The organism is Phytohabitans rumicis, from assembly GCF_011764445.1.
Taxonomy (GTDB): domain Bacteria; phylum Actinomycetota; class Actinomycetes; order Mycobacteriales; family Micromonosporaceae; genus Phytohabitans; species Phytohabitans rumicis.
The window spans coordinates 4402367-4427615 of record NZ_BLPG01000001.1 but is presented as its reverse complement, the minus strand read 5'-3'; the positions used below and the strand labels follow the sequence as shown (position 1 = coordinate 4427615).

Sequence of the window (25249 nt, the reverse complement as noted above, 5' to 3'; positions counted from 1 at the left end):
GACACCCTCGTTATCCACAGCTTTTGCAGTTTCCACAGCCGTTATCCACAGGCAGTATGCGGCTTTTAGTCTGATAAGGGTTTCATTGTGACGGACACGCCATTCGACAACGAGCCGGAAGACTCGATCGACGCGGGCGAGGGCGGCCAGCGCCTCCGGATCGAACCGGTCGGCCTCGAGGTGGAGATGCAGCGCTCCTACCTCGACTACGCGATGAGCGTGATCGTCGGACGGGCGCTGCCAGACGTACGCGACGGTCTCAAGCCGGTGCACCGCAAGATCCTGTACGCCATGTACGACTCCGGCTACCGGCCGGACCGCGGCTACGTCAAGTGCTCCCGCGTCGTCGGCGACGTCATGGGCCAGTTCCACCCGCACGGTGACTCGGCCATCTACGACGCGCTGGTCCGGATGGCGCAGCCCTGGTCGCTGCGCTATCCGCTGGTCGACGGCAACGGCAACTTCGGCTCGCCGGGCAACGACCCGGCCGCCGCCATGCGGTACACCGAGTGCAAGCTCGACCCGCTGGCGATGGAGATGCTGCGGGACATCGACGAAGACACCGTCGACATGCAGGACAACTACGACGGCCGGGCCAAGGAGCCCACGATCCTGCCGTCGCGGATCCCCAACCTGCTGATCAACGGTTCCGAGGGCATCGCGGTCGGCATGGCCACCAAGATCCCGCCGCACAACCTGCGCGAGATCGCGGCCGCCGTGCAGTGGTGCCTGGAGCACCCGGAGGCCGACGAGGCCACCACGCTCGACGAGCTGATCCAGATCGTCAAGGGCCCGGACTTCCCGACGTACGGCCTGATCGTCGGCATGGCCGCGATCCAGGACGCGTACCGGACCGGTCGCGGCTCCATCCGGATGCGCGCGGTGGTCGAGGTCGAGGAGGACAAGAAGGGGCGCGCCTGCCTCGTCGTCACCGAACTGCCGTACCAGGTCAACCCGGACAACCTGGCCGAGCGGATCGCCGAGCTGGTCAAGGAGGGCAAGCTCGCCGGCATCGCGGACATCCGCGACGAGTCCTCCGGCCGTACCGGCATGCGGATCGTGATCGTGCTCAAGCGCGACGCGGTGGCCAAGGTCGTGCTCAACAACCTGTACAAGCACACGCAACTGCAGGAGACGTTCGGCGCCAACATGCTGGCGCTGGTCGACGGCGTGCCGCGCACGCTCAACCTGGCCCAGTTCATCCGCTACTACGTCGAGCACCAGATCCAGGTCATCTACCGGCGTACGGCGTTCCGGCTGCGCAAGGCCGAGGAGCGGGCGCACATCCTGCGCGGCCTGGTCAAGGCGCTCGACGCGCTCGACGACGTGATCGCTCTGATCCGGCGCTCGCCGACGGTCGAGGAGGCCCGGACGGGCCTGATCCAGCTGCTGGACATCGACGAGATCCAGGCCACCGCGATCCTGGACATGCAGCTGCGCCGCCTGGCCGCCCTGGAGCGCCAGAAGATCATCGACGAGCTCGCCAAGATCGAGGTGGAGATCGCCGACCTCAAGGACATCCTGGCAAAGCCGGCGCGCCAGCGGAAGATCGTCTCCGAGGAGCTCGCGGAGATCGTCGCCAAGTGGGGCGACGACCGGCGTACGAAGATCGTGCCCTTCGACGGCGAGGTCTCCATGGAAGACCTCATCGCGCGCGAGGACGTGGTCGTCACGATCACCCGCACCGGGTACGCCAAGCGCACCAAGGTCGACCTCTACCGCTCGCAGCGGCGGGGCGGCAAGGGTGTGAGCGGGGCGACGCTGCGGCAGGACGACATCGTCAGCCACTTCTTCGTCACGTCCACGCACTCGTGGATCCTGTTCTTCACGAACAAGGGCCGGGTCTACCGCGCCAAGGCGTACGAGCTGCCCGAGGCGAGCCGCATTGCCAAGGGCCAGCACGTGGCGAACCTGCTCGCGTTCCAGCCCGAGGAGCACATCGCGCAAGTTATCGTGATCTCGGGTTACGACGTGGCTCCGTACCTTGTGCTGGCCACTAAGAATGGTCTGGTGAAGAAGACCCGGCTGGAGGAGTTCGACTCAAACCGCAGCGGTGGCATCATCGCCATCAACCTGCGAGACGAGGACGAGCTGGTCGGCGCCGCGCTCGCCGGTCCGCAGGACGATCTGCTGCTGGTGTCCAAGCACGCCCAAGCCATCCGGTTCAACGCCACCGACGATGCGCTGCGCCCGATGGGTCGGGCCACCTCCGGCGTGATCGGCATGCGGTTCAGCGAGGACGACGAACTGCTAGCCATGGAAGTCGTGCGCGAGGGTATGGATGTCCTGGTGGCGACCAACGGCGGATACGCCAAGCGGACGCCCATCGAGGAGTACCCAACGCAGGGGCGGGGCGGCAAGGGCGTGTTGACTGCGAAGATCACCGAGCGCCGTGGTGCACTGGTCGGCGCGGTCGTCATCAACCCGGACGACGAGCTGTTCGCTATCACAAGCAACGGTGGAGTTATCCGGACTCCGGTGAAGCCTGTACGCCGCACTCGCGATCGGAACACAATGGGGGTCAAGTTGATGGACCTGCCAGACGGTGTAACCATCGTGGCCATTGCTCGCAATGCCGACGAGCCTGACGAACAGGACTAGTTGATGACGGAGACACAGGCGAAGTCGGGGGCTGCGGGGACCTCGACCAACCCGGTCGAAGAGGAGGCCGCCGCGAGCGGCACACCGGCGACCGGCCGCGCGGTTGTGGGCCGGGCGGCAGTCCCCGCCGATACGCCGTCCCCGAAGTTCACTCGGGCTCCCGGCATGCCGCCGCCGCCCGATCAGGCGCCGGCGGGCGGGCCCACGCCGGACGGAGCGGCACCGCCAGCGGCGGCCGCCACCGCACCGGTGGTGTCCGGAAAGGCGCCCGTCAGCGCGCCGCCCGTCGGGGCAACGGCCGTGGTGACACCGGGGCCGCCGGCGGCAGCGCCCGCGCCGGCCATGCCGCCGGGAGCCGCCGGTAGGCCAGGAGCCGCCACGGGGACCGGCCGGGTCGCCGCAGGGGGCGCCTCGGTGCGTACCGTCGGCGTAGGCGCGGCCGCGGTGGGCGCGGCCCGGGTCGGCGAGGCGGTCCGGACAGCGCGGAGCACCGTGGCATCGGCTGCGTCGCGCGGGCCGCGGCGAGCCAAGCTCAACGTCAAGCGCATCGACCCGTGGTCCGTGATGAAGTTCTCGTTCGCGGTGTCGCTGGTGCTCTTCATCGTGGTGATTGTCGCCACCTCGGTGCTCTACCTGGCGCTCGACGCCATGGGCGTGTTCGAGAGCGTCAACAGCAGCCTGGCCGACCTGGTCAACGCCGGCGGCGGCGAGACCGCGAGCACCTTCCGGATCACCGCCAAGGGCGTCATCGGCACCTCGGCCCTGATCGGGGCGGTCAACGTGGTGCTCTTCACGGCCCTCGCCACCCTCGGCGCGTTCATCTACAACGTCTGCGCCGACTTGGTCGGCGGCGTCGAGCTCACGCTGGCCGAGCGGGACTGACGCGCATCCCTCGGGGCGTCCGCCACGCCGGGCGCCCCGACTTGGGAGTAGCTTCCCGCGTACGGTAACCTTGCCCGGTCGCACGGGGGGCTATAGCTCAGTCGGTTAGAGCGCAGAGCTGATAACTCTGAGGTCGATGGTTCGATTCCATCTAGCCCCACATGTGGAAGAAGATCCTTATCATCGCCGGCGTGATCGGTGCGGCCGCCCTGATCGCCAAGAAGGTCAAGGAATCCAACGACGAGCGCGCGCTGTGGCACGAGGCCACGACCGCGCCCGACCTTCGGTAGCCAATCCGACGGCGGCTCCGCCGCCAGCGGGGCCGTAGCTCAACTGGCAGAGCACTGCCTTTGCAAGGCAGGGGTTAGGGGTTCAAGTCCCCTCGGCTCCACCACCCCCCGAGCATCGCCCACATAAGACACCCCGTCGTGGCTCGTCTCGCCCCTTTTCGTCGATCAAGGGCGAACGGTCGTGGATCGGAGATCAAAGCACGGCCGTTCGCCCTTGATCGACGAGGGGCGGGGGATCCGACGGCCAGGTGGTGAAGGCGTTGTCCAGGGCGCCCACCAGGCGGTCGTACGAGCGGTCGACGTCTTGGGGAAGCCCGAACCCGCCGGCCGCCTCCAGCGCCACGAATCCGTGCAGCGCGCTGCGCAGGCACCGGGTCGCGTCTATCGCGGCCGGGCCGGTCAGCCCGTACCCGGCGAGCACCGCGTAGATGACGCCCACCGCGGCTTCGCCGGCCGCGACGTGGTCGGGGTCGTTCGGGTCGGCCGCGCGCAGGGTCGCCGCGTACCGGCCGGGATGGGCGTGGGCGTACGACCGGTAGGCGGTGGCCATCGCGACCAGGGCCTGCCGTCCGGAACGGCCGATCGCGGCGGCGGACAGGGCCGCCGTGATCTCGGTGAGGGCGCGTACGGCGAGGCTCTGCTGGAGTGCGCCCAGTCCCCGGATGTGCTTGTACAGGCTGGGCAGCGCGACGCCCAGCTTCTGCGCGACGGCGGCGAGGGTGAGGCGTTCCAGGCCGACCTCGTCGGCGAGCTTGGCCGCCTCTTCCACCACGATGGTGGGTGTCAGGCCGGCCCTAGGCACGGTCGAATACCTTGCCGGCGAAGGCGATCAGTGCGGGGTTGACCACGTCTGGTGAGTCTGCCATGGGGTAGTGGCCGGAGTCGGGCACCAGCACGACCTCGCCGCTCAGGCGTTCGCCGGCGAAGCGCGCCTCGGCCGCCGGGTCGGGAAAGTCGGGGTCCTTCTCGCCCATGACCACGATCGCCGGCGACCGTACGCCGTCCAGCCGGGCCTCAGCCGGCGCGTGGCTGGTCCGGGTGGTCCGCACGAACGAGCGCCAGTGGCCGCCCCGCGCCAGGCTCCCTGCGACGCGGTCCACGTGCGCGGCCAGGTCGGCGGGGCGGCGGCCCGGGTAGAGCGTCTTGTAGTACGCCTTCCACGCGGCCGGGCCCCACGGCTTCACCAGCATCACCCGCATGACGAGCAGCAGGAGCGGGTTCACCTTGGGGTTGCGCACGAACGGGCCGAGCAGGCCGAGCCCGGCCACGGCGGCGGGGTCGTCGCTCGCGGCGATGACGGCCGCGCCGGCGCCCATCGAGTTGCCCAGTACGAGCGCCGGGCCGCCGAGGTGCGCGATCAGCGCGAGGATGTCGGACGCGAGCGCGACGTCGTCGTACGCGCCGAAGCCGTCGTCGCTGTCGCCGTGCCCGCGCAGGTCCATGGTGGCGACGCGGTAGCCGGCCGCTACCAGCGCCGGGACGGTGAAACGGTAGTTCGACCGCAGGTCACCCATGCCGGGCACGCACACCACCAGCGGGCCTTCGCCCTGCACGTCGTACGCGATGCGACCCTCGCCGCGATCCAGGTAGCTAGTAGTCATAGCTAAAAAGCTAACAGCATTAGCTAGTCACGTCAAGAGCCGCTGCTTCGTCCGTACCCCATGAAGGTTCTCGTAACGGGGGCGACCGGTGTGCTCGGCACGGCAGTGGTACCCCGATTGACGCAGGACGGCCACCAGCTTCGGGGGACAAGCAGAAAGGGCGGTGACTGGGTCATGCTCGATCTGGCGACCGGCGAAGGGCTGGCCGAGGCGGTCGCCGGCCTGGACGCCGTCGTCCACCTCGCGTCCGCGACCAGGCAATACCGCAAGGCCGCAGCGGTCGACGTCGCCGGCACGCGCCGGCTCGTCACGGCCGCGGCACAGGCCGGGGTACGGCACGTCGTGTACGTCTCGATCGTCGGCATCGACCGGGTGCCGTTCGGCTACTACAAGCACAAGCTGGCCGCGGAGCAGGTGGTGCGGAGCGGCCCGGTGCCGTGGACGATCCTGCGGGCCACCCAGTTCCCACAACTGCTCGACGAGCGGCTCCTGCCGATGGCGAGCACGCTGGGCGTACTCCTGGGGGATCCGGAGGTCAAGATGCAGCTCGTGGACCCGCGCGACGTCGCGGATCGGATCGCCGGCATGCTCGCCGCCGGTCCGAGCCGGGCCATCGAGGAGTACGGCGGGCCGGAGGTGCTGACCTTCGCCGAGATCGTCGAGCCGTGGCTGCGCGCCCGTGGCAAGCGGCGCCCGGTCCTGCGCCTGCGACTACCCGGGGCGACGGTGCGCGCCATGCGGGCCGGCGCGCTCACCACGGACGCCGTCCCCACCGGCACGCGGACCTGGCGGGAGTACCTCGCCGAGCGGTACGAGCCAATGCGACGATCGCAGGCGTGATTGGGATCCTGAAGACCGAGCCGGCACGGACCCGCCCCGACCTGCTGGCCGTGCCCACCGTAGCCGCCCTCGATGCGTGGGGGAGGGTGCCGACGAGGTGCTGGTCGCGCCGATCGACCCGACGCTGGCCGATACCGCCGCGTTCTGCGAGGCGTACGAGGTGGGCCTGGACGTGTCGGCCAACTGTGTGGTGGTGTCCGGCAAGCGCGAGGGCGTGACCCGCTACGCGGCGTGCGTCATCCTGGCCACCACCCGCGCGGACGTGAATGGCGTGGTGCGGCGGATGCTCGACGTGCGCAAGGCCAGCTTCGCCCCGATGGCGGAGGCGGTCGAGCTCACCGGCATGGAGTACGGCGGGATCACGCCGATCGGCCTGCCCGAGGGCTGGCCGATCCTGGTCGACGCCCGGGTCGCCGGCACGCCGTACGTGATCATCGGTTCCGGCGTACGACAGAGCAAGATCGCGCTCCCCGGGCCGGCGCTCGGCGGCCTCCCGGGTGCCCAGGTGGTCGACGGACTTGCAAAGAGCGTCGATACCGTTGCACGTGAAACCTAACGACTATCGATAGTTGAGGTCACTCAGCGAGACCACGCCCACGAGCTGCCGGTCGGCGTCGCAGACGAGCAGCCTGCGCACCGACCGCTCGCGCATCAGTCGGGCGGCCTCCTCGATCCGGGCGTCCTGCTGGATCATCACCAGGTCCCGGCTGGCGATCGTGCCGACGGCCGTCCGCCCCGGGTCCCGATGCACGGCTATCGCACGGACGACGATGTCGCGATCGGTGACGATCCCGGCGAGCACGGGGCCGTCGGTCACGACCACGTCGCCGATGTCCGCGCTACGCATGGCCTCCGCGACCTCGTCCACAGTGGTCTGGGCCGGCAGGTAGACCACCTGCTTGGTCATGACGTCGGCAACGGTGTGCGTGTCCATGACGGTCCGATACCCGCACCGTCGCGCGGCTACACCCGCGCTACGGTCCGGCCGCATGCGGCGCGCAGCCCGTCAACCAGTACGCGTCCTTCAGGCCCGCCCGGAGCAGCGCAGCGTAGGCGGTATCACTACGCGTACGGCATCGGTTTTCGCCACTCTGATGCGAGACTGGTCGGCGTGGAGTGGCGCAGTTACGTAGCGGTCGGGGACAGCTTCACCGAGGGGATGGACGATCCGTACCCGGATGGTGGCATCTACCGGGGTTGGGCGGATCTCGTGGCGACCCGGCTGGCCGCCGAGGCCGGCCCGGACTTCCAGTACGCCAACCTGGCGATCCGCGGGCGGCGCTTTGACGGCGTGGTCGCCGAGCAGGTGCCCGCGGCGCTGGAGATGCGCCCCGACCTGATCAGCTTCGCGGCCGGCGGCAACGACATCCTGCGCCGCAACGTCGACCTGCCGGACCTGGTCAACCGCTTCGACAAGGTCATCGGCAAGCTGCGCGACGCGGGCGCCGACGTGATCGTCTTCCGGTTCTCCGACGCGTGGGTAACCCGGCTGCCCGGCCAGCGGATCACCCTGCCCCGCGGGTCGGCGCTCAACCGGGTGGTGGAGGAGACCGCCGCCGCGCGCGGCGCGACCCTGGTCAACCTGAACGAGGACGCCGACTTCCACAACCCGCGCATGTGGAGCATCGACCGCCTGCACCTGTCGGCGATCGGGCACCAGCGGGTGGCCGCGCACGTGCTGACCGCCCTCGGCGTCGGGTGCGACGAGGAGTGGCTGCTCGTCCCGCCGCGACCGGAGCCGACCCCGTGGCTGGCCGCCCGCGCCGCCGACCTGCGGTGGGCCGGCCGCTACCTCGCCCCGTGGATCAAGCGCCGGCTCACCGGCCGCTCGTCGGGCGACGGCATCGCGCCGAAACGCCCACAGCTGGCGCCCGTCGAGTGACCCGCGCGTGACCTGAGGCACGCAGGCTGGTCCCATGAGACGGCGGAGCTTGCTGGGAGTGGCTGCCGCGGCGGGCCTGGTCGGAGCGGCCGCCGGCTGTGATGAAGAGCCGACGGTCGCGCCCGCGGCACCGGGCGCGCCGCCGTTGATTCCCACGGATTGGGCAAGTGTACGGGGACAGTTCGCGGTGAACGCCGACCTGGCGCACCTGTCCGCGTTCGTGTTCGCAACCCACCCCGCGTCCGTACGGGCCGCCATCGACCGGCACCGGGCAGGGCTGGACGCCGATCCGATCGGCTACCTGCACGAAAACGAGGCCCGGCTGGACCAGGCGGTGGCGTCGGCGGCGGCCAACTATCTGAGCGTGCAGTCGGACCGCGTCGCGTTCACCGACTCCACCACGATGGGGCTGGGCCTGCTCTACAGCGGCCTGCGGCTGGCCCGGGGCGACGAGGTGCTCACCACCGAGCACGACTTCTACGCCACCCACGAGACGCTGCGGCTGCGCGCCGAGCGCGACGGCGTCGCGGTCAAGCGGGTGCGGCTCTACGCCGACGCGGCCACGGCGAGCGTCGACGAGATCGTCGGCAACCTGTCCCGCGCGGTTGGGCCGCGTACGCGGGTGGTCGCGATCACCTGGGTGCACTCCAGCACGGGGGTACGGCTGCCGGTCCGGGCGATCGCGGACGCGCTGCGCGGCCGGGACGTGCTGCTGTGCGTCGACGGGGTGCACGGATTCGGCGCGGTGGACGCCGGCCCGGACGACCTCGGCTGCGACTTCCTCGTCTCCGGCTGCCACAAGTGGCTCCTCGGGCCGCGGGGCACCGGCCTGATCAGCGGTACGACCGAGGCGTGGGCCCGGTTCACCCCGATCATCCCGGCGTTCGACGGCCGCAGCATCGGTGCCTGGCTGGGCTTCGACAGCGGTCCCACACCACCCGGCCCGGCCGCCACGCCCGGCGGCTACCACAGCTTCGAGCACCGGTGGGCGCTGGCCGAAGCGTTCGACTTCCACAAGGCGATCGGGCGGGATCGCGTCGCCACCCGGACGACCGAGCTGGCGACGGCGCTGAAGGACGGCCTGGCCGGCATCGCCGGGCTCACCCTGGTGACGCCGAAGAGCCCCGAGCTGTCGGCCGGCGTGGTCTGCTGCACGGTGCCCAACGTCGCGGTGGACGAGGCGGTGTCCCGGCTGCGCGGGCTCAAGGTGGTGGCGAGCTCCACGCCGTACCGGCCCTCGTACCTGCGCTTCGGTACGACCATCGTCAACAGCGAGGCGGACGTCGAGGCCGCCCTAAAGGCCACCCGCACCCTGGCCTAGCCCTCCCCGCCCCTTCGCCCCCCTTTCCGCGTCGATCAAGGGCATACGGTCGTACTTGGATCTCCAATCCACGACCGTTTGCCCTTGATCGACAGCAAAGTCCTTGATCGGCGAAGGGCTGGCGGGTGGCTCGGCTCGCGCCCGGGGGACCTGGCGATGCCGGACACGCCAGGTAAGGCCCGTGCGGGTGTGTGGTCCCGTTCGGCGCCCCCGAGGCTGGGAGGTGAAGGGAATCAGGTCCACATCAAGCCCTGACAGCGGCTTCCCGCTGCTGCGAGATCTGCGTGAAGGATTTGGGTCGCTGGGGCGACTCGAATCCTTCACGTTCACGTAGGTCGCTGCTCTACCCGGGGTGCGCCGTCCGTGCCCGCAAACTCCGTGATCACCGCCGACTTCAGGTACGCCGCTGCGGCCGAGGTTCCTGGACGAACTCGGGTGCTGCGTCTCCTCCTTAACCTCCCGGCCCTGAGGACGCTCCACGGCGTGAGTAGGGCTCCCCTATGCACGCTCTGGCTGGTATAGGGGAGCCCTACTCACGCCCTGACGCCCAAGAGGGGACCCCTTTTGGGACTCGCGCCGCTCGCCCCCACCCAGCCCGCGCCGAAGCTCCCACCTCGCCCGTCGATCAAGGACTTACGCGTCGATCAAGGGCATACGGTCGCGGATTGGAGATCCAAGCACGACCATATGCCCTTGATCGACGAGGAAGAGGGCGAGGAAGAGGACGCGGGAAGGGGGTGGGGGCTGTTCAGGGGTGGGGGATGACGTGTCGGACGGCGACCAGGTTCGGTACGGGGGTGCGGCCGAGCAACTGCCCGTTGGTCAGCTCGTGGGCGGTCACGGCGCCGTCCTGGCCGACGTAGACGCGCGGCCCGGCTAGGGCGAGGCCGCGTACCGCGGTCGGCGTGGACCACCGGGTGGGGCTGCCCGACAACGGCGACACCAGCACCTTCGTGCCCGCACCGGCGACGAGCGTGCCGCCGTCGTTCGTCAGCAGGGCTGTGGCGGCGCCGGTGTCGAGGGGGCGGGCAAGGGCCGCACGCTGACCACGTTCAGCGCCGTCGGGTCGATTGTCGCGAGGGTGGCGGTGGTGGCGTCGACCACGCACAGCCGGTTTCCGGACTCGCTGAGCGCGATCGCGTGCCCTTCCGCCGCTCGCGCGCCGAACGGCTCGGGCAGGTCGATGCAGTACGCCCAGCGCTCGGTGAGGTGCAGGGTGTGGACGAAGGCATGCACGTGCGGGGCCGAGTCTCGGGCGCCGGCGAGCAGGTCCCGGGTGTGCAGGTGGTCCGGCTGGTGCGTGTAGAGCGTGAAGAGTTGGCCGCGGACCGGGTCGTACACGGACTGCCGGCCCTGGCCGCGCATCTCCTCCTCGGCGCCGGCCGGTACGACCGACTTGGTCCGGGTCAGCAGCGGCTGCAGCGCTCGGGCGCCCAGGTCGATGGCGCGTACGCGGTAGCGGTCCGGCGCGGTCGGCGGCAGGTAGTCCAGGACGAAGAGGAATTGTCCGGTCGCGTCGAACGCCTCGGGTTCGAGGTTGCCGGGCAGGTCGACGCGGACCCGTTCGCCGCTGCTGTCGGCCACGACCACCGTCGTACGGCTGCGCGGGCCCTTGGGGGAGGCGAGCGCGACCAGCCGCCCGTCCGGGGAGACGACCCTGGCCTCCAGCCGGTCCCGCAGCGTGCCGCCGGCGACCACCTCGCCGCCCGGCAACTCGTGCGTCGCCAGCCGGGTGCCCTTGCCGGTCCAGTCGGTGCGGACCAGCCGGGTCCAGTCGCCGGTCACCACGGACGGCCCGGCCGGTACGGTGGCGCGCCCGGTCGTCGAGTCCACCACCGCGAGCCCATCGGTCGTCTCCACGATGAGCCGATCGCTGGCGGCGGCCGGGGCGGGGCGTTCGTCGCAGGCCGCGAGTGACATCAGCCCTGCGAGTTGGAGCAGGGCGCGTCTGGTCGTCATGCCCGGAAAGAGGCGTGACGCTCCGTTGTGGTTCCGGGGCGCTACCGTGCTGGCACGTGACGGAGGTCTGGCGGCAGTGGGGCGCTGTGGTCGCCGTCTCAGTCCTGGCGCTGCCGGCCGCGGCCGCCCTCGGGTGGGCCCTCGCCACCTGGCGGCGCCGGCGCGGCGTACCGGCCCGGGTGGCGTGGTGGCGCAGCGCCGCGGAGGTGGGCGCGGTGGCCGGCACGCTGCCGTGGGTGTGGATGATCCTCACCCCGCGGTCGGCGACGCGCGGCGTCCAACTGGTTCCGCTGCGTGACCTCGCCGTCCTGTTTTCCGGCGAACCGGGCACGCTGGTGGCGCAGCTCGGCGGAAATTTGCTGGTATTTGCCGCATTAGGGTTCTTCGCGCCCATCCGGTGGGCCGCCCTGGCGAGCCTTCCGCGGCTCTTCGCGCTCGGCGCCGCGGGCTCGGTCACGGTGGAGATCCTGCAGTACGCCCTCGACCTCGGTCGGGTGTCCTCAGTGGACGATGTGCTGGTCAACGCGCTGGGGGCCGCGCTTTTCGGGGCCGCGTCCAAGAGATGCTGGCGCGTCGGCGCCGATCGCCTGATATACGCGGGTTGAGAGTTGGTTACGCTGACCGGGTGACGGTGGAGCAGCAGACGTCGTCGGTGCCGGCCCGCAGGCGGACCCGGCGCGACGAGATAATCGAGATCGCTGTGGGCCTCTTCGCGGCCCGCGGTTACCACGGCGTGTCGATGGACGACATCGGTTCGGCCGCAGGGGTCACCGGTCCGGCGCTCTACCATCATTTCGCCGGTAAGGAAGCGATGCTGGTGGCGGCCCTGATCCCGGTCAGCGAAGGGCTGCTGGAGGGCGGCCGCGCCCGGGTGGCCGAGCACCCGAACGGCGCCCGCTCGGCACTGGAGTCGCTGATCGACTTCCACGTCGACTTCGCCCTGGCCAACCCCGCCGTGATCGCGCTGCACCTGCACGAGCTCGACCGGCTGCCCGAGGAGCCGCGGCGGCAGATCCGCCGGCTCCAGCGGCTGTACGTGGAGGAGTGGGTCAGCGTGCTCACCACCCTGCGGCCGGAGCTGTCGGCCGGCGAGGCGCGGGTGCTGGCCCACGCCGCCTTCGGCCTGATGAACTCCACGCCGTTCCTCGGTGGCGAGGTCGAGCGCACGCGCCGCGCGGCGCTCCTGCGCGACGCCACCATGGCCGCACTGATCGGGCAGTGATGATCGAGTCGCTGCTGGTCGCCAACCGGGGCGAGATCGCCCGGCGGATCATCCGCACCGCCAAGCGCCTCGGCGTACGCGCCATCGCGGTGTACTCCGAGGCCGACGCCGGCCTGCCGTTCGTGGCGGAGGCCGACGAGGCGGTCAACATCGGACCCGCGAACCCCGCCCAGAGCTACCGGAACACCGACGCGATCCTGGCCGCCGCCAAGGCGACCGGTGCCCAGGCGGTGCACCCCGGCTACGGCTTCCTGTCGGAAAACGCGGACTTCGCCCGTACCGTCGCAGCCAACGGCCTGATCTGGGTCGGGCCCGGCGCCGACGCGATCACCGCGATGGGCGACAAGATCAATGCACGAAACCTGATGGCGGCGGCCGGCGTGCCGGTCGCGCCCGGCACCACCGACCCGGCCGGGACCGTCGAGGCGGCGCTGGAGGCCGCTGCGACGATCGGCTACCCCGTGATGGTCAAGGCCGCCGCCGGTGGCGGCGGCATGGGCATGGGCGTCGCCAACGACGAGGCGGCCCTGCGCACCGAGTACGACAAGGTGCGCGCCTTCGCGGAGCGGATGTTCGGCGACGGCTCGGTGCTGATCGAGCGCTACTTCCCGCGCGTGCGCCACATCGAGGTGCAGATCCTCGGGCTGGCCGACGGCCGCGTGGTCGCGCTCGGCGAGCGGGAGTGCTCGGTGCAGCGGCGCAACCAGAAGCTGCTGGAGGAGTCGCCGTCCCCGGCCGTCTCCGCGGACCTGCGCGAGCGGCTGCTGGCCGCGGCCGTCCGCGCCGGCGAGGCGGTGGGCTACCGCAACGCGGGCACCGTCGAGTGCCTCTTCGACCCCGGCAGCGGCGACTTCTTCTTCCTGGAGATGAACACCCGGCTCCAGGTCGAGCACCCGGTGACCGAGTTCGTCTACGGGCTGGACCTGGTCGAGGAGCAGCTCCGGGTGGCCGCCGGGCTGCCGCCCACGTTCGACCCGGCGCGGCTGGCGCCGCGCGGGCACGCGATCGAGCTGCGGATCAACGCCGAAGACCCCAAGCGCTTCCTGCCGGGTCCGGGCGTGGTCACCGTCTGGACCGAGCCGACGGGCGAGGGGGTACGCGTCGACTCCGGGTACGCCGCCGGCACGACCGTGACACCGTTCTACGACTCGCTGATGGCGAAGCTCATTGTGTACGGCGATGACCGGGCGGCCGCTATCGCGCGGGCTCGCGCCGCGGTGGCCGACTTTGAGATCGCCGGGCCGAAGTGCAATCTGCCGTTCTTCGCGGAGCTGCTGGAAAACCAGGAGTTCATTTCCGGCGACTACGACACCGGCATCGTCACCCGGATGCGCTGATTTCTTCAAATAATGGCGTGACCCTCCTGACGTCGTCTCGTTACCAATTACGAGCGGTTAAAACCGCAAGGAAACGAACCGGCGGACGAGAGGCGAAACATGACGGGGTCGGGGGTCGAGCGCACACAGCGCGCGGCATCGCGACCCGCGCATGTGCGGATTGGCCTGCGCGTCCTCGCCGTCGGCGGCCTCGCGGGAGCGGCCTGGCTGCTCTCCGCTGCTTCGGCTCACGCCGCCGAGGCCAAGCCCGTTGACGACGCCCCCGCCGACCTGTCGGTGGTTTCGCTCGTCGACGGCACGCTGACCAGGACGCTCGCTCCGGTGATCTCGCCGGAGCTCGTCCCGGTCGCGCCGGCCGGCACCGTGGTGCTGCCCAGCGCGACGGCGGCTTCGGCGACCCGGATCGCCGCGCAGCCGGCCACCCGGCCGGACGGCGATCGGGTCCCCGCCACCCGTGCCGCGGACGCTTCGACGCGTACCGCGACGTCGCGGGACCGGTCCGGCTCCGGCGACGGAGTCCTGGCCGGAACGGTCCGCGGTCTGACCACGCCACTCGGGCTCACCGGGGCGCTGGCCGGACCGACGGGCCTGCTCACCCCGCTTACCCGCGCGGTCGACCCGGTCGTCGCCCCGCTGAACGGGGTCCTGCGTCCGGTCACCGGCGTGCTGCTCAGCGCGGCACAACCGGTGACCTCGACGCTGGGCTCGGTGACGCGTACGGTGACCGGTTTCGTCGACCCGGCGGAGCGGCGGGCCCAGGACCTGACCCCGGCAGTGACACCGGTCCCCGGCACCGACGGGACAAGAGCCGGCAACGGCTCGGCGTCCGTGCTCGGAACGCCGTTGGTGCACCTAGCCGGGGTCAGCACAACCTCCGGTGACCGGCACCTCGCCGGTACGGAGCTGCGCTCGGCCGGTACGCCGGACGAGCGCCCGGGCGGCGGCAACCTGCCCGATCGGCACTACCCCGCGCCCCTTCGGGCGTACTTCGGGGCGGGTGCCGGGATCCCGGCCAGTGGGCCCGGATCTCACGCGGAGGGCGGCGCGTTCGCGACAGTTCCCTCCTCGGTCGTGGAGCGCACGGTGGCGACCCACCGGCTGCCGGTCACGACCGACGTCGCGGCCCTGCGGCATGACGCCGAGGCCCCGACCGTCTCACCTGACTAGAGGGTGGTCCTGAGCCGGCCTTGCCGGCGCTCGGTAGATCGGTATATCCCGCACCGAAGCCTCAGGAAAATGATCCCAGGACCGCTCTGACTAGCGGTGGATCTCCCAACACACCATCACCAAATCCGGGCGCATGTCGACGGGTGGGTCAGGGCAATTCAAATCGCCAGGGCACTGCCGCGCCCAAATTGAGCGACGAGCGTATTCGTACGGGCGCTCGCAGTAAATAAGAAATACCAACAACCGAATATGCACTTCCCTTTACTCAACAATTATCGAAGGGCAAATCTTCATCATGAAGACTTGGGTTCGTAAGACGCTGAGCGTTGGTGTGCTGGCCGCGGGTGCGCTGCTGTTCGCGCCGTCCGCCGTCCAGGCCGACACCGCTCAGATCTCCGTGGACAACAACGGCATCGCGAACGGCAACCAGGCGTTCGTGCCGGTCCAGGTGCCGGTCAACGTCTGTGGCAACGGCGTGGGCGCGGTCATCGGCGTCGGCGTCGGCATCAGCGGGGCGTGCGTCAACGGCGCCGCGATGGACATCGACCACAAGGGCGACAGCAAGCCGTGGAAGGCTCAGAAGGAGTCGTCCCGCGCCGAGGACACCACCCAGTTCAGCTGGGACAACAACGGCATCGCGAACGGCAACCAGGCGTACGTGCCGATCCAGGTGCCGGTGAACGTCTGCGGCAACGGGGTCGGCGCCGTGATCGGCGTGGGCGTCGGGCTGAGCGGCATCTGCGCCAACGGTGCCGCCCACGACGTGGACGTCAAGGAGTCGTCCCGCGTCGAGGACACCGCGCAGATCTCCGGTGACAACGACGGGATCCTGAACGGCAACCAGGTCTACGTGCCGGTCCAGGTGCCGATCAACGTCTGCGGCAACGGCGTGGGCGTCCTGGGTGTCGGCGTCGGCGTCAGCGGGGCCTGCGTGAACAGCGCGACCCACGACGTGGACGTCAAGGAGTCGAAGCGCACCGAGGACACGCTGCAGTGGAGCGGTGACAACGACGGGATCCTGAACGGCAACCAGATCTACGTGCCGATCCAGGTGCCGATCAACATCTGCGGCAACGGCGTGGGCGTGCTCGGCGTCGGCGCGGGCATCAGCGGTGCCTGCTTCAACGGGGCCATCCACGACGCCGACTTCGAGTCGACCCGCGAGTCGAAGCGCACCGAGGACGTCGCCCAGATCTCCGGTGACAACGACGGGATCCTGAACGGCAACCAGGCCCACGTGCCGGTCCAGGTGCCGATCAACATCTGCGGCAACGGCGTCGGGGCTGTCCTCGGCGTTGGCGTCGGCATCAGCGGTGGCTGCTTCAACGGCGCCGCGATGGACATCGACAAGAACGGCAAGGGTCACAACCACTACAAGAAGTCCGGGAAGTCGGGCGACCACTACCGCTCGGCCGGCGAGGAGTCGCTGCCCCTGGTCGGCGACCTGGCCGGCACCCTGACCGGCGGCCTGCCGGTCGGTGGCGGGGCGTCCTCCCTGCCCCTCGCGGGTGACCTCGGCAGCGGCGTGAAGACCAGCAAGGTCAACGTCGCGGGCGTCGACCCGATGGGCCTGGTCAGCGCGGTGCCCACCGCCTGAGGCGCATAGCAACACGTACAACGGGGGTCTCCGCAGCCGGCGGAGGCCCCCGTTTCCGTACCCGCCCGTGCTACCCTAACGATCGTTCAGTCTGGCTGGGGAGGGTTGCGTGACGCTCGACGAAGAAGCGCTCGAACGGCTCCGCAAGCGGGTCCTCGCGGGCGGTGCGGAGAAGTATCACGCGGCCAACGCCGGCAAGGGCAAGCTTTTCGCCCGCGAGCGGGTCGCGCTGCTGGTCGACGACGGCTCGTTCGTCGAGGACGGACTGTACGCGAACGCGCTGTCCGACGGGCTCCCGGCCGACGGCGTCGTCACCGGCCAGGCCACCGTCGCCGGCCGCCCGGTGTGCCTGATGGCCAACGACTCGACCGTCAAGGCCGGCTCCTGGGGCGCCCGCACGGTCGAGAAGATCATCCGGAGCATAGAGCGGGCCTATCAAACCGGCGTACCGATGATCTATCTGGTCGACTCGGCCGGCGCGCGCATCACCGACCAGGTCGACCTCTTCCCGGGGCGCCGCGGCGCCGGCCGGATCTTCTGGAACCAGGTGCGCGCCTCCGGTTCGATCCCGCAGGTCTGCGCCCTCTTCGGCCCGTCCGCGGCGGGCGGGGCGTACATCCCGGCGTTCTGCGACGTGGTCGCGATGGTCGACGGCAACGCGAGCATGTACCTCGGGTCGGACCGCATGGTGCAGATGGTCACCGGCGAAAAGACCACGCTGGAGGAGATGGGCGGCGCGTCCGTCCACACCAGAGAGTCCGGGGTCGGCCACTTCCTCTGCGAGACCGAGGCCGAGGCGCTCGACACCGTCAAGCGCTACCTGTCGTACCTGCCGGACAACTGGACTGGGCAGCCGCCCGCCGCCGTGCCGACCGACGCGCCCTCCACTGTGGACCTCGCGGCGCTGGTGCCGGCGAGCGAGCGGCAGGCGTTCGACATGCGCCGGTACGCGCGCGGCCTGCTGGACGACGGCAGCTTCTTCGAGATCCAGGCGCTGTGGGCGAAGGAGCTGACGATCGGCTTCGGCCGCCTGGCCGGCGAGGTCGTCGGTGTGGTTGCCAACAACTCGATGTTCAAGGGCGGCGTGCTCTTCGTGGACTCGGCGGACAAGGCGACCCGCTTCATCCAGCTCTGCGACGCCTTCAACGTGCCGCTGCTCTTCCTCTCCGACGTGCCCGGGTTCATGGTCGGCGCGGCGGTGGAGAAGGAAGGCATCATCCGGCACGGCGCCAAGATGATCACGGCGGTCGCGGAGGCCACCGTACCCAAGATCTGTGTGGTGGTCCGCAAGGCGTACGGCGCCGGGCTGTACGCGATGGCCGGCCCCGGCTTCGATCCGGACGCGACGATCGCGCTGCCCACCGCGAAGATCGCGGTGATGGGCGCGGAGGCCGCGGTCAACGCGGTCTACGCCAACAAGATCGCGGCCATCGCCGACGACGAGGAGCGGGCCGCCTTCGTCGCCGCCAAGCGCGCCGAGTACGAGCGCGACATCGACATCGTCCGGCTGGCGAGCGAGCTGGTGGTGGACGCGATCGTCGAGCCCCATGAGCTGCGCGCGGAGTTGATCCGGCGCTTCGCCGCGGCGCGCGGCAAGGAACGGCACTTCTCGCGGCGCCGGCATGGCGTGACACCCGTTTAACCAGGGAGAAACGACGATGCTCAACCAAGAGCACGAAGCACTGCGGCAAACCGTGCGGGACTTCGCCCAAGAGGTGGTCGCGCCGGTCATCGGCAAGTACTACGAGCAGCACGCCTTCCCGTACGACATCGTGCGGCAGATGGGCCGGATGGGCCTGTTCGGCCTGCCGTTCCCCGAGGAGCACGGCGGCATGGGCGGCGACTACTTCGCGCTCTGCCTGGCCTTGGAGGAGCTGGCCCGGGTCGACTCGTCGGTCGCGATCACCTTGGAGGCCGCGATCTCGCTCGGCGCGATGCCCATCTACCGGTTCGGCACCGAGGCCCAGAAAGCGCAGTGGCTGCCCCGGCTGACCAGCGGCGAGGCGCTCGCCGCGTTCGGGCTGACCGAGCCGGGCTTCGGCTCCGACGCGGGCGGCACGCAGACCCGGGCGGTCCTGGACGGCGACGAGTGGGTGATCAACGGGTCCAAGGCGTTCATCACGAACTCCGGCACCGACATCACCGCGCTGGTCACGGTCACCGCGGTGACCGGCACCAATCCGGACGGGTCCAAGGAGCTGTCGACCATCATCGTGCCGTCCGGCACGCCCGGCTTCACCGTCCAGCCGGGGTACTCGAAGGTCGGCTGGTGTGCCTCCGACACGCACGAGCTGACGTTCAGCGACTGCCGGGTGCCGGCGGCGAACCTGCTCGGCGAGCGCGGGCGCGGCTTCGCCCAGTTCCTGCGCATCCTCGACGAGGGGCGGATCGCGATCGCGGCGCTGGCCGTGGGGCTGGCCCAGGGCTGCGTCGACGAGTCGGTCAAGTACGCCAAGGAGCGGCAGGCGTTCGGCCAGCCGATCGGCAACTTCCAAGCGATCCAGTTCAAGATCGCCGACATGGAGCTGCGGGCGCACACCGGCCGGCTGGCGTACTACGACGCGGCCGCCCGGCTGCTCGCCGGCGAGGACTTCAAGCGCCAGGCGGCCATCGCCAAGCTGTACGCCAGCGAGAGCGCGGTCGCCAACGCCCGGGAGGCGACCCAGGTGCACGGCGGGTACGGCTTCATGAACGAGTTTCCGGTGGCCCGCTTCTGGCGGGATGCCAAGGTGCTGGAGATCGGCGAAGGTACATCCGAGGTTCAGCGGATGGTCATCGCCCGGTCACTGGGCTTGTGAGACTTTCGGGCCTTCGAGTGCCCTTCTGTCGGGTATCCGAAGGTCCTCCGGTCGGCGAGACGACGCATCGCTCCCCAAGGTCCAAACTGATGCGTAATCTTCCTGGCCATGACCCCGGATCATGGCTCTGACCAGGGCCACACCGAGTTTGACGCGCTGCTGCGCGCCAGACGGCGGGCGGCCGGCCTCACCCAGGCCGAGCTCGCCGGGCGGGCCGGTGTCGGCGTACGGACGGTGCGTGATCTTGAGCGTGGGCGCTCCCGCCCACAGCGCACCACCGTGGAGCTGCTGGCCAAGGCCCTCGGCCTCACCGGACGGGAGAGGTCGGACTTCCTCGGTGTGGCGCGGGGCACGACCGCGGACCCGGGCACGGCCACCGGCCCCACCGGCGTCGACCTGCCACCGCCGCCCGGCGAGCTGATCGGGCGCGACGACGACGTGTCCGAGTTGGTCGCGCTGTTGGGCGGCCTGGACGGCAGCATGGTGAGCCTCGTCGGGCTCGCGGGCGTGGGCAAGACCGGCCTCGCGCTGGCCGTCGCGCACCGGGCCGCCGCCGTCCACCCGGCCGGGGTCGCCGGGATCCTCGTGTCGGACGTCTCGACGCCGGACCACGTACTCACGGCCATCGCCTCGGTGTTCGGCGTGGGCCGCGCCGCGGACCTCGCGGGACGCCTCGCCGGCGCGCCCGCCCTCCTGGTCGTCGACGCGATCGAGCGGGCACCCGACGCGGTCGCGGTGGCCCTGCGGTGGCTCGCGTCGGCCGCGCCCACCCTGCGCGTACTGGCCACCGGCCGGCATCCGATCGGCCTGCCGGGGGAGCGGGTCTGGCCGGTGGCCCCGCTGGAGGTGCCGCCGGCCGACGTGGAGGCGGACCTGGACACCGTGGCCGGCTACCCGGCGGCGGCGCTCTTTCTGGCCCGGCTGCGGCAGGTCCGCCGCGACCCGCTGGAGCCGGACGAGGTGGGTGCGCTGGTCGGCCTCGTACGCCGGCTCGGCGGCCTGCCGCTCGCGCTGGAGCTGGCCGCCGCCCGGGGCCGGGTGCTGGACCTCAACGAGATCCTCAACCGGTACGGCGACCGGGTGCTCGACCTGGCCGGGCCGGCCCAGGGGCCGGCACCGTCTGGACTGAGGAGCGAAGCGACGAGGGAAGGCGGTGCCTCCCAGGCCCCTGGGCCCGCGCGAGCGGAGCGAGCGCCAGCCAGCACGGTGACCGTCAGCCTGCGGGACGCCGTGGCGGCCAGCTACCGGCTGCTGGAGGCCGAGGAGCGGCGGGCCCTGCGCCGGCTCTCCGCCTTTCGTAACCGGTGGTCGGTCGACCTGGCCGAGTCGATGCTGGTCAACGACTCCGGCGGTGGTGAGGACGCCGACCCGGTCTCGCTCCTGGACCGGCTGATCGCGCTGGGGCTGCTGAGCGTGCGTGGCACCGGCCCCATCCGGTTCCGCCTGCTCGACGTGGTGCGCGACTTCGCCACCGAGCGGGCCGCGGCCAACGGCGAGCTGGGGCGGATCCGGCGGCGGCACGCCGTGGTCTTCGCGGCCGTGGCGGTCCGCACCGCGCCCGAGCTGGCCGGCGCCAACTTTCCGGCCGCGGTCAGCCGCCTCGACGACGTGGCGAGCGACCTGTGGGCGGCCCTGGCGTACTCGGCGAACGACGATCCGCACACCGCGCTGCGACTGGCTGCCGGGCTGCCGCGCTGGTGGCGGTTTCGCGGGCGGGACGTGCCCGGCCGGCAGTGGCTGCGGCGGCTGCTGGACGACCCGCGTACGGCCGACGCCGACCTCGTCGTACGGGCCTGGGCCGGGGTCGGGGTGGCGCAGCTCGCGGCCGAACACGGCGCCGGCGCCGACGAGCTACCGACGGCCGAGGCCGCCCTCGCCGAGTTTCAGCGTGCCGGCGACCTGACCGGCGAGCTCGCCGCGCGCAGCCTGCTCTGCGGCCTCTGGATGGCCACCGGGGGTACGACGAAGCGCGCCGGCACGGCGAGGCGGCGCTCGCCCTGGCCAGCCGGGCCGGGCGGGTCCGGGACATGACGGTGGCGCAGAACAACCTCACCTGGCACGAGATCCGGGCCGGCGACCTGCGCGCGGCCCGGCGCCGGCTGGCCGCGGTGGACCGGCTGGCGGCGGAGTGCGGGGAGCACCGGCTCCGCGCCCTCGCCCGCGCCAACCTCGCCGAGGTGGCCCGGCTGGACGGCCGGTACGAGGAGGCCGAGGTGGTCGGCCGGCGGGCCATCGCGGCCCTGGCCGAGCTGGGCGACCCCGGGCACAAGCGGCGGGTGCTCGGCACGATCGGCCGCGCCCTCGCCGAGGCGGGCCGGGTCGACGAGGCGAAGGCGGCGCTGACGGAGATCCGGGAGCTGGTGGCCTCCGGCGACCTGGCCGATCGGGCCGCGACCGGTAAGGCGCGATCGGCGGAGTCCGGCGAGGTGGCGTCGATCGAGGCCACGCTGGCGCTGCGCCGCGGCGATCGGAAGGCGGCCGCCGAGTGGTTCACCGCGGCCGCGCAGGCGTACGCGGGTGCTCACGACCTGCGTGACGTGGCCGAGGCCCTGGTCGGGCTGGTGGCGAGCACGGATGAGCCGGAGGCGCGGGCCGGGGTGGTGGACTGGCTGACCTCGGTCTGCAAGGAGGGCGGCATCACGCTGCTACCGAGAGAGAAGGCCCTGATCAGCGTCTGACCAGGGCCTTCTTACCTCGTTGGCGGCGCGAACGGAGACGCCCCCGACAATCGGGTCCCCCTCGACCCGCCCGCGCCGCACCCCCGTGGTGCCCCTCCCGTGTGCGGTGCACGCTAGCCCGTTGGACGCGTCTTATGTCCGCTTAAAACCTAGTTACAGGACTTGCCAAATCAGTTCTGCCGGTCGTTCTGCCGGTCGGATCGGGGCGGTACTCCGCTCCGTCACACCTCGACCACGACGTGCTCGGTCGGTGTGGTCCCGGCGGTGGCGCCCGGGTTGACGGCGTCCCGGATCGTGCGAAGCGCGTCCAGGACGACGGTCAGCTGCTCCGGCCGCAGCTGCCCGGTGAACCACTGCTCGATCAGTTCAAGGTGCCCGGGCAGGATCTCGTCCAGCCGGGTGAGGCCGGCCTGCGTGATCACGGCGTACGAGCTGCGGCGATCCGTCGGGCACGCCCGACGCGTGATGAGCCCGTCCCGCTCCATCCGGTCGACGACGCGCGTCACGCCGCTGGTCGACAGCGACGTCTGGGCCGCCAGGTCGGTCATGCGCAGCTGGTTGCCGGGGGACCGGGCCAGCCGCATGAGGACCTCGAACTCGACCGGGGAGAGGTGATGCTCACAAAATTGTGCGGCGAAGCGGGCGTTGAGCCCCGTATGCGCCTCGAAGAACAGCCCCACGGCGGTGAGCCGCTGGTCGTCGAGGAGGTCTCTACCCATCCATGCAGCGTAACATCCCTTGACACGCGGAATATTGTCGTGAGTATAGTTGCTCAGGCAGAGGTAGAACCGTCAAGCACCTGCTGGAGGAGTATCCCATGACCGACACGACCGCCGTCACCCGTGAGTTCAACGGCCTGACCATTCCCGCGGCTGGCACGTACGAGCTCGATCAGGCTCACAAGGTAGTCGGGTTCGTCGCGCGGCACATGATGGTCAGCAAGGTCCGCGGCCAGTTCACCGAGGCGACCGCCACGATCACCGTTGCCGAGGACCCGCTGCAGTCCTCCGTCGTCGCCACCATCCAGGCCGCGAGCATCAACACCGGTCAGCCCGACCGCGACGCCCACCTGGCCAGCGGCGACTTCCTGGAGACCGAGAAGTACCCGACGCTGGAGTTCCGCAGCACCGGCGTGAAGTCGCACAGCGGCAACGAGTTCGTGCTCGTCGGCGACCTCACCATCAAGGACGTCACCAAGCAGGTCGAGCTCGCCGTCGAGTTCGAGGGCGTCGGCCGTAGCCCGTTCGGCACGGACATCTTCGGCTTCACCGCCAGCACCGAGATCGACCGCGAGGACTTCGGTCTGACCTGGAACGTCGCGTTGGAGACCGGCGGCGTCCTGGTCGGCAAGAAGATCAAGATCGAGATCGAGGGCGAGGGCGTTCGCCAGTAGTGTGCTCGCACGCGATCCATGCCCCGGTGACCGATTTCACGGTCGCCGGGGCATTGCTTTTCATGGACTTAGCGCGCTCCCACGCTTACGACCGGTGATATCTGTCTGTTTTGTCCCTAGCCCACGGGCCTGCCGCGCTCCTAACGTGAAAGTCACCGCACCGGGGCGGCGGCACTGCGGGCCGGGCAGGAGGGCAAATGGGGAAGGACGTCGCACAGGGTGCGTTCTCCCGGGAGGATCGCGCCCGGTACCGGCAGAAAGTGCGCCGGTGCCTGGACGTCTTCGCACTGATGCTGGACGACTTCGGGTTCGACGCCGAACGGCCAACCACCGGCCTGGAGATCGAGCTCAACCTGGTCGACAGCGAGGCGGAGCCGGCGATGCGCAACGCCGAGATCCTGGCCAACCTGGCTGATCCGACGTTTCAGACCGAACTGGGGCAGTTCAACCTGGAGCTGAACGCGCGGCCCCGGCTGATCGAAGGGGACGGGTTCGCCGACTACGAGGAGGACGTGCAGGCCAGCCTCGGCCGCGCGGAGCACCGGGCGGTGAAGGCCGACTCGACGATCATCCTGATCGGCATCCTGCCCACCCTGACGCCACGTCACCTCGTCCTGGACAACATCTCCGCCAACGAGCGCTACCGGGTGCTCAACGAGCAGATCGTGGCCGCCCGCGGCGAAGACATCGAGCTGGACATCCGCGGCGTGGAGCGGCTGCAGACGTACACCGACTCGATCGCGCCGGAGGCGGCCTGCACGAGCGTGCAGTTCCACATGCAGGTGTCGCCGGAGAGCTTCGCCAGCTACTGGAACGCGTCCCAGGCCATCGCGGCGGTCCAGGTGGCGGTGGGGGCGAACTCCCCTTTTCTGTACGGCAAACGGCTGTGGGCCGAGACCCGGATCGCGCTCTTCGAGCAGGCCACGGACACGCGTCCGGACGAGCTCAAGGCCCAAGGGGTACGCCCCGGGTGTGGTTCGGCGAGCGGTGGATCACCTCGATCTTCGACCTCTTCGAGGAGAACGTGCGGTACTTCCCGCCGCTGCTGCCGATCTGCGACGACGAGGACCCGGTCGAGGTCCTGCACGCGGGCGGCGTGCCGCACCTGGGTGAGCTGCGCCTGCACAACGGCACGGTCTACCGCTGGAACCGCCCGGTCTACGACGTGATGAACGGCCGGCCCCACCTGCGGGTGGAGAACAGGGTGCTCCCGGCCGGGCCGACCGTCATCGACATGCTGGCGAACGCGGCCTTCTACTTCGGACTGACCCGGGAGCTGGCCGAGGCCGACCGGCCCATCTGGTCACAGCTCACGTTCAGCGCGGCCGAGGAGAACTTTCACGCCGCGGCCCGCCGGGGCGTCGACGCCACGATCCACTGGCCCGGGTGGGCGAGATCCGGGTCACCGATCTGGTGCTGGAGTCGCTGCTGCCCAAGGCGCACGCCGGGCTGGACCGCTTCGGCGTCAGCCCGGTGCTGCGCGACCGGCTGCTCGGCATCATCGAGCAGCGCTGCCGGCTGCGCCGCAACGGGGCGGTCTGGCAGACCGAAGCGGTCCGGGCGGCGGAGCGCATCCGCGACCTGGACCGCCCGGCGGCGTTGCACGACATGCTCCAGCGCTACGGCCGCTTCCAACGCACCAACGACCCGGTCCACACCTGGCCCGTGGAGTGATCCGCCC

20 protein-coding genes, 2 tRNA genes and 3 pseudogenes are annotated in these 25249 nt (G+C 70.7%); 19 read left to right on the top strand and 6 right to left on the bottom strand.

Translation table 11 applies throughout. The annotated features are described in order from the left end of the window. Positions 1-87: 87 nt before the first annotated feature. From gyrA to Prum_RS19770, 5 genes are all read left to right on the top strand, one after another. Positions 88-2601: a DNA gyrase subunit A gene (gene gyrA, locus Prum_RS19785; protein ID WP_218577295.1), complete on the top strand. Its 2514-nt coding sequence runs from the start codon at positions 88-90 to the stop codon at positions 2599-2601. Positions 2602-2604: 3 nt separating this feature from the next. Continuing rightward, positions 2605-3483, top strand: a complete 879-nt coding sequence (locus Prum_RS19780) for a DUF3566 domain-containing protein (RefSeq protein ID WP_173077868.1) — start codon at positions 2605-2607, stop codon at positions 3481-3483. Between the two features lie 86 nt (positions 3484-3569). Beyond that, positions 3570-3643 (top strand) — tRNA-Ile (locus tag Prum_RS19775). A gap of 1 nt (position 3644) precedes the next feature. Further along, a complete protein-coding gene (locus tag Prum_RS49635) occupies positions 3645-3773 on the top strand; it encodes a DLW-39 family protein (protein ID WP_218577294.1) in 129 nt (42 codons plus the stop codon). 28 nt (positions 3774-3801) lie between these two features. Next, a tRNA-Ala gene (locus tag Prum_RS19770) sits at positions 3802-3877 on the top strand. Between the two features lie 89 nt (positions 3878-3966). Here the strand turns inward: Prum_RS19770 and Prum_RS19765 are convergent. Continuing rightward, complete coding sequence (locus tag Prum_RS19765; RefSeq protein WP_173077867.1) at positions 3967-4575, bottom strand: TetR/AcrR family transcriptional regulator; 609 nt, start codon at positions 4573-4575, stop codon at positions 3967-3969. Then, positions 4568-5374 carry an alpha/beta fold hydrolase gene (locus tag Prum_RS19760; RefSeq protein ID WP_173077866.1) on the bottom strand — a complete coding sequence of 269 codons (807 nt, stop codon included), beginning with the start codon at positions 5372-5374 and terminating at the stop codon, positions 4568-4570. Before Prum_RS19760 ends, Prum_RS19765 begins: the two co-directional genes overlap by 8 nt. A gap of 60 nt (positions 5375-5434) precedes the next feature. On the opposite strand from Prum_RS19760, the gene Prum_RS19755 reads away from it, so the two are divergent. Both Prum_RS19755 and Prum_RS19750 read left to right on the top strand, forming a co-directional pair. Then, positions 5435-6214, top strand: coding sequence for an SDR family oxidoreductase (locus Prum_RS19755; RefSeq protein WP_173077865.1), 780 nt, complete (start codon positions 5435-5437; stop codon positions 6212-6214). Further along, positions 6214-6770, top strand: a pseudogene (locus tag Prum_RS19750) (YbaK/EbsC family protein). Before Prum_RS19755 ends, Prum_RS19750 begins: the two are co-directional and overlap by 1 nt. Positions 6771-6773: 3 nt before the next feature. Here the strand turns inward: Prum_RS19750 and Prum_RS19745 are convergent. Then, positions 6774-7148 (bottom strand): CBS domain-containing protein, encoded by a 375-nt coding sequence (locus Prum_RS19745; protein WP_173077863.1) that lies wholly within the window; start codon positions 7146-7148, stop codon positions 6774-6776. A gap of 177 nt (positions 7149-7325) precedes the next feature. Between Prum_RS19745 and Prum_RS19740 the strand changes: the two genes are divergently transcribed. Both Prum_RS19740 and Prum_RS19735 read left to right on the top strand, forming a co-directional pair. After that, positions 7326-8096 (top strand): SGNH/GDSL hydrolase family protein, encoded by a 771-nt coding sequence (locus tag Prum_RS19740; protein WP_173077862.1) that lies wholly within the window; start codon positions 7326-7328, stop codon positions 8094-8096. Positions 8097-8130: 34 nt separating this feature from the next. Then, on the top strand, positions 8131-9417 hold the full coding sequence (locus Prum_RS19735) for an aminotransferase class V-fold PLP-dependent enzyme (protein WP_173077861.1): 1287 nt from the start codon (positions 8131-8133) through the stop codon (positions 9415-9417). Between the two features lie 748 nt (positions 9418-10165). Here the strand turns inward: Prum_RS19735 and Prum_RS19730 are convergent. Together Prum_RS19730 and Prum_RS19725 are read right to left on the bottom strand one after the other, a co-directional pair. Then, entirely contained in the window at positions 10166-10360 is a 195-nt protein-coding gene (locus Prum_RS19730; RefSeq protein WP_173077860.1) for a hypothetical protein, read from the bottom strand. Positions 10361-10407: 47 nt separating this feature from the next. Then, entirely contained in the window at positions 10408-11376 is a 969-nt protein-coding gene (locus Prum_RS19725) for a hypothetical protein (protein ID WP_173077859.1), read from the bottom strand. A 56-nt stretch (positions 11377-11432) separates the two neighbouring features. Here Prum_RS19725 and Prum_RS19720 point away from each other — a divergent pair, with 56 nt between their 5' ends. The 8 genes and pseudogenes from Prum_RS19720 (at position 11433) to Prum_RS19685 (ending at position 22175) form a co-directional block, all read left to right on the top strand. Continuing rightward, positions 11433-11981 carry a VanZ family protein gene (locus Prum_RS19720; protein ID WP_173077858.1) on the top strand — a complete coding sequence of 183 codons (549 nt, stop codon included), beginning with the start codon at positions 11433-11435 and terminating at the stop codon, positions 11979-11981. Between the two features lie 20 nt (positions 11982-12001). After that, entirely contained in the window at positions 12002-12598 is a 597-nt protein-coding gene (locus Prum_RS19715; RefSeq protein WP_246277984.1) for a TetR/AcrR family transcriptional regulator, read from the top strand. Continuing rightward, positions 12598-13935 (top strand): acetyl-CoA carboxylase biotin carboxylase subunit, encoded by a 1338-nt coding sequence (locus Prum_RS19710; protein WP_173077856.1) that lies wholly within the window; start codon positions 12598-12600, stop codon positions 13933-13935. The genes Prum_RS19715 and Prum_RS19710 overlap by 1 nt, the downstream gene beginning before the upstream one ends. Before the next feature lie 153 nt (positions 13936-14088). Beyond that, complete coding sequence (locus tag Prum_RS19705; RefSeq protein ID WP_173077855.1) at positions 14089-15102, top strand: hypothetical protein; 1014 nt, start codon at positions 14089-14091, stop codon at positions 15100-15102. 295 nt (positions 15103-15397) lie between these two features. Next, positions 15398-16699 carry a chaplin family protein gene (locus Prum_RS19700; RefSeq protein ID WP_173077854.1) on the top strand — a complete coding sequence of 434 codons (1302 nt, stop codon included), beginning with the start codon at positions 15398-15400 and terminating at the stop codon, positions 16697-16699. Between the two features lie 109 nt (positions 16700-16808). Continuing rightward, positions 16809-18341 (top strand): acyl-CoA carboxylase subunit beta, encoded by a 1533-nt coding sequence (locus Prum_RS19695; protein ID WP_173077853.1) that lies wholly within the window; start codon positions 16809-16811, stop codon positions 18339-18341. Between the two features lie 16 nt (positions 18342-18357). Further along, the gene (locus Prum_RS19690) at positions 18358-19497 is read left to right on the top strand and encodes an acyl-CoA dehydrogenase family protein (RefSeq protein WP_173077852.1); all 1140 of its coding nucleotides are present in this window, start codon (positions 18358-18360) and stop codon (positions 19495-19497) included. Positions 19498-19605: 108 nt separating this feature from the next. After that, positions 19606-22175, top strand: a pseudogene (locus Prum_RS19685) (ATP-binding protein). A gap of 221 nt (positions 22176-22396) precedes the next feature. Here Prum_RS19685 and Prum_RS19680 read toward each other — a convergent pair. Further along, complete coding sequence (locus Prum_RS19680; protein WP_173077851.1) at positions 22397-22894, bottom strand: MarR family winged helix-turn-helix transcriptional regulator; 498 nt, start codon at positions 22892-22894, stop codon at positions 22397-22399. A 98-nt stretch (positions 22895-22992) separates the two neighbouring features. On the opposite strand from Prum_RS19680, the gene Prum_RS19675 reads away from it, so the two are divergent. Next, complete coding sequence (locus tag Prum_RS19675; protein ID WP_173077850.1) at positions 22993-23568, top strand: YceI family protein; 576 nt, start codon at positions 22993-22995, stop codon at positions 23566-23568. Between the two features lie 197 nt (positions 23569-23765). Beyond that, positions 23766-25242, top strand: a pseudogene (locus Prum_RS19670) (glutamate-cysteine ligase family protein). The last annotated feature ends 7 nt before the right edge of the window (positions 25243-25249 follow it).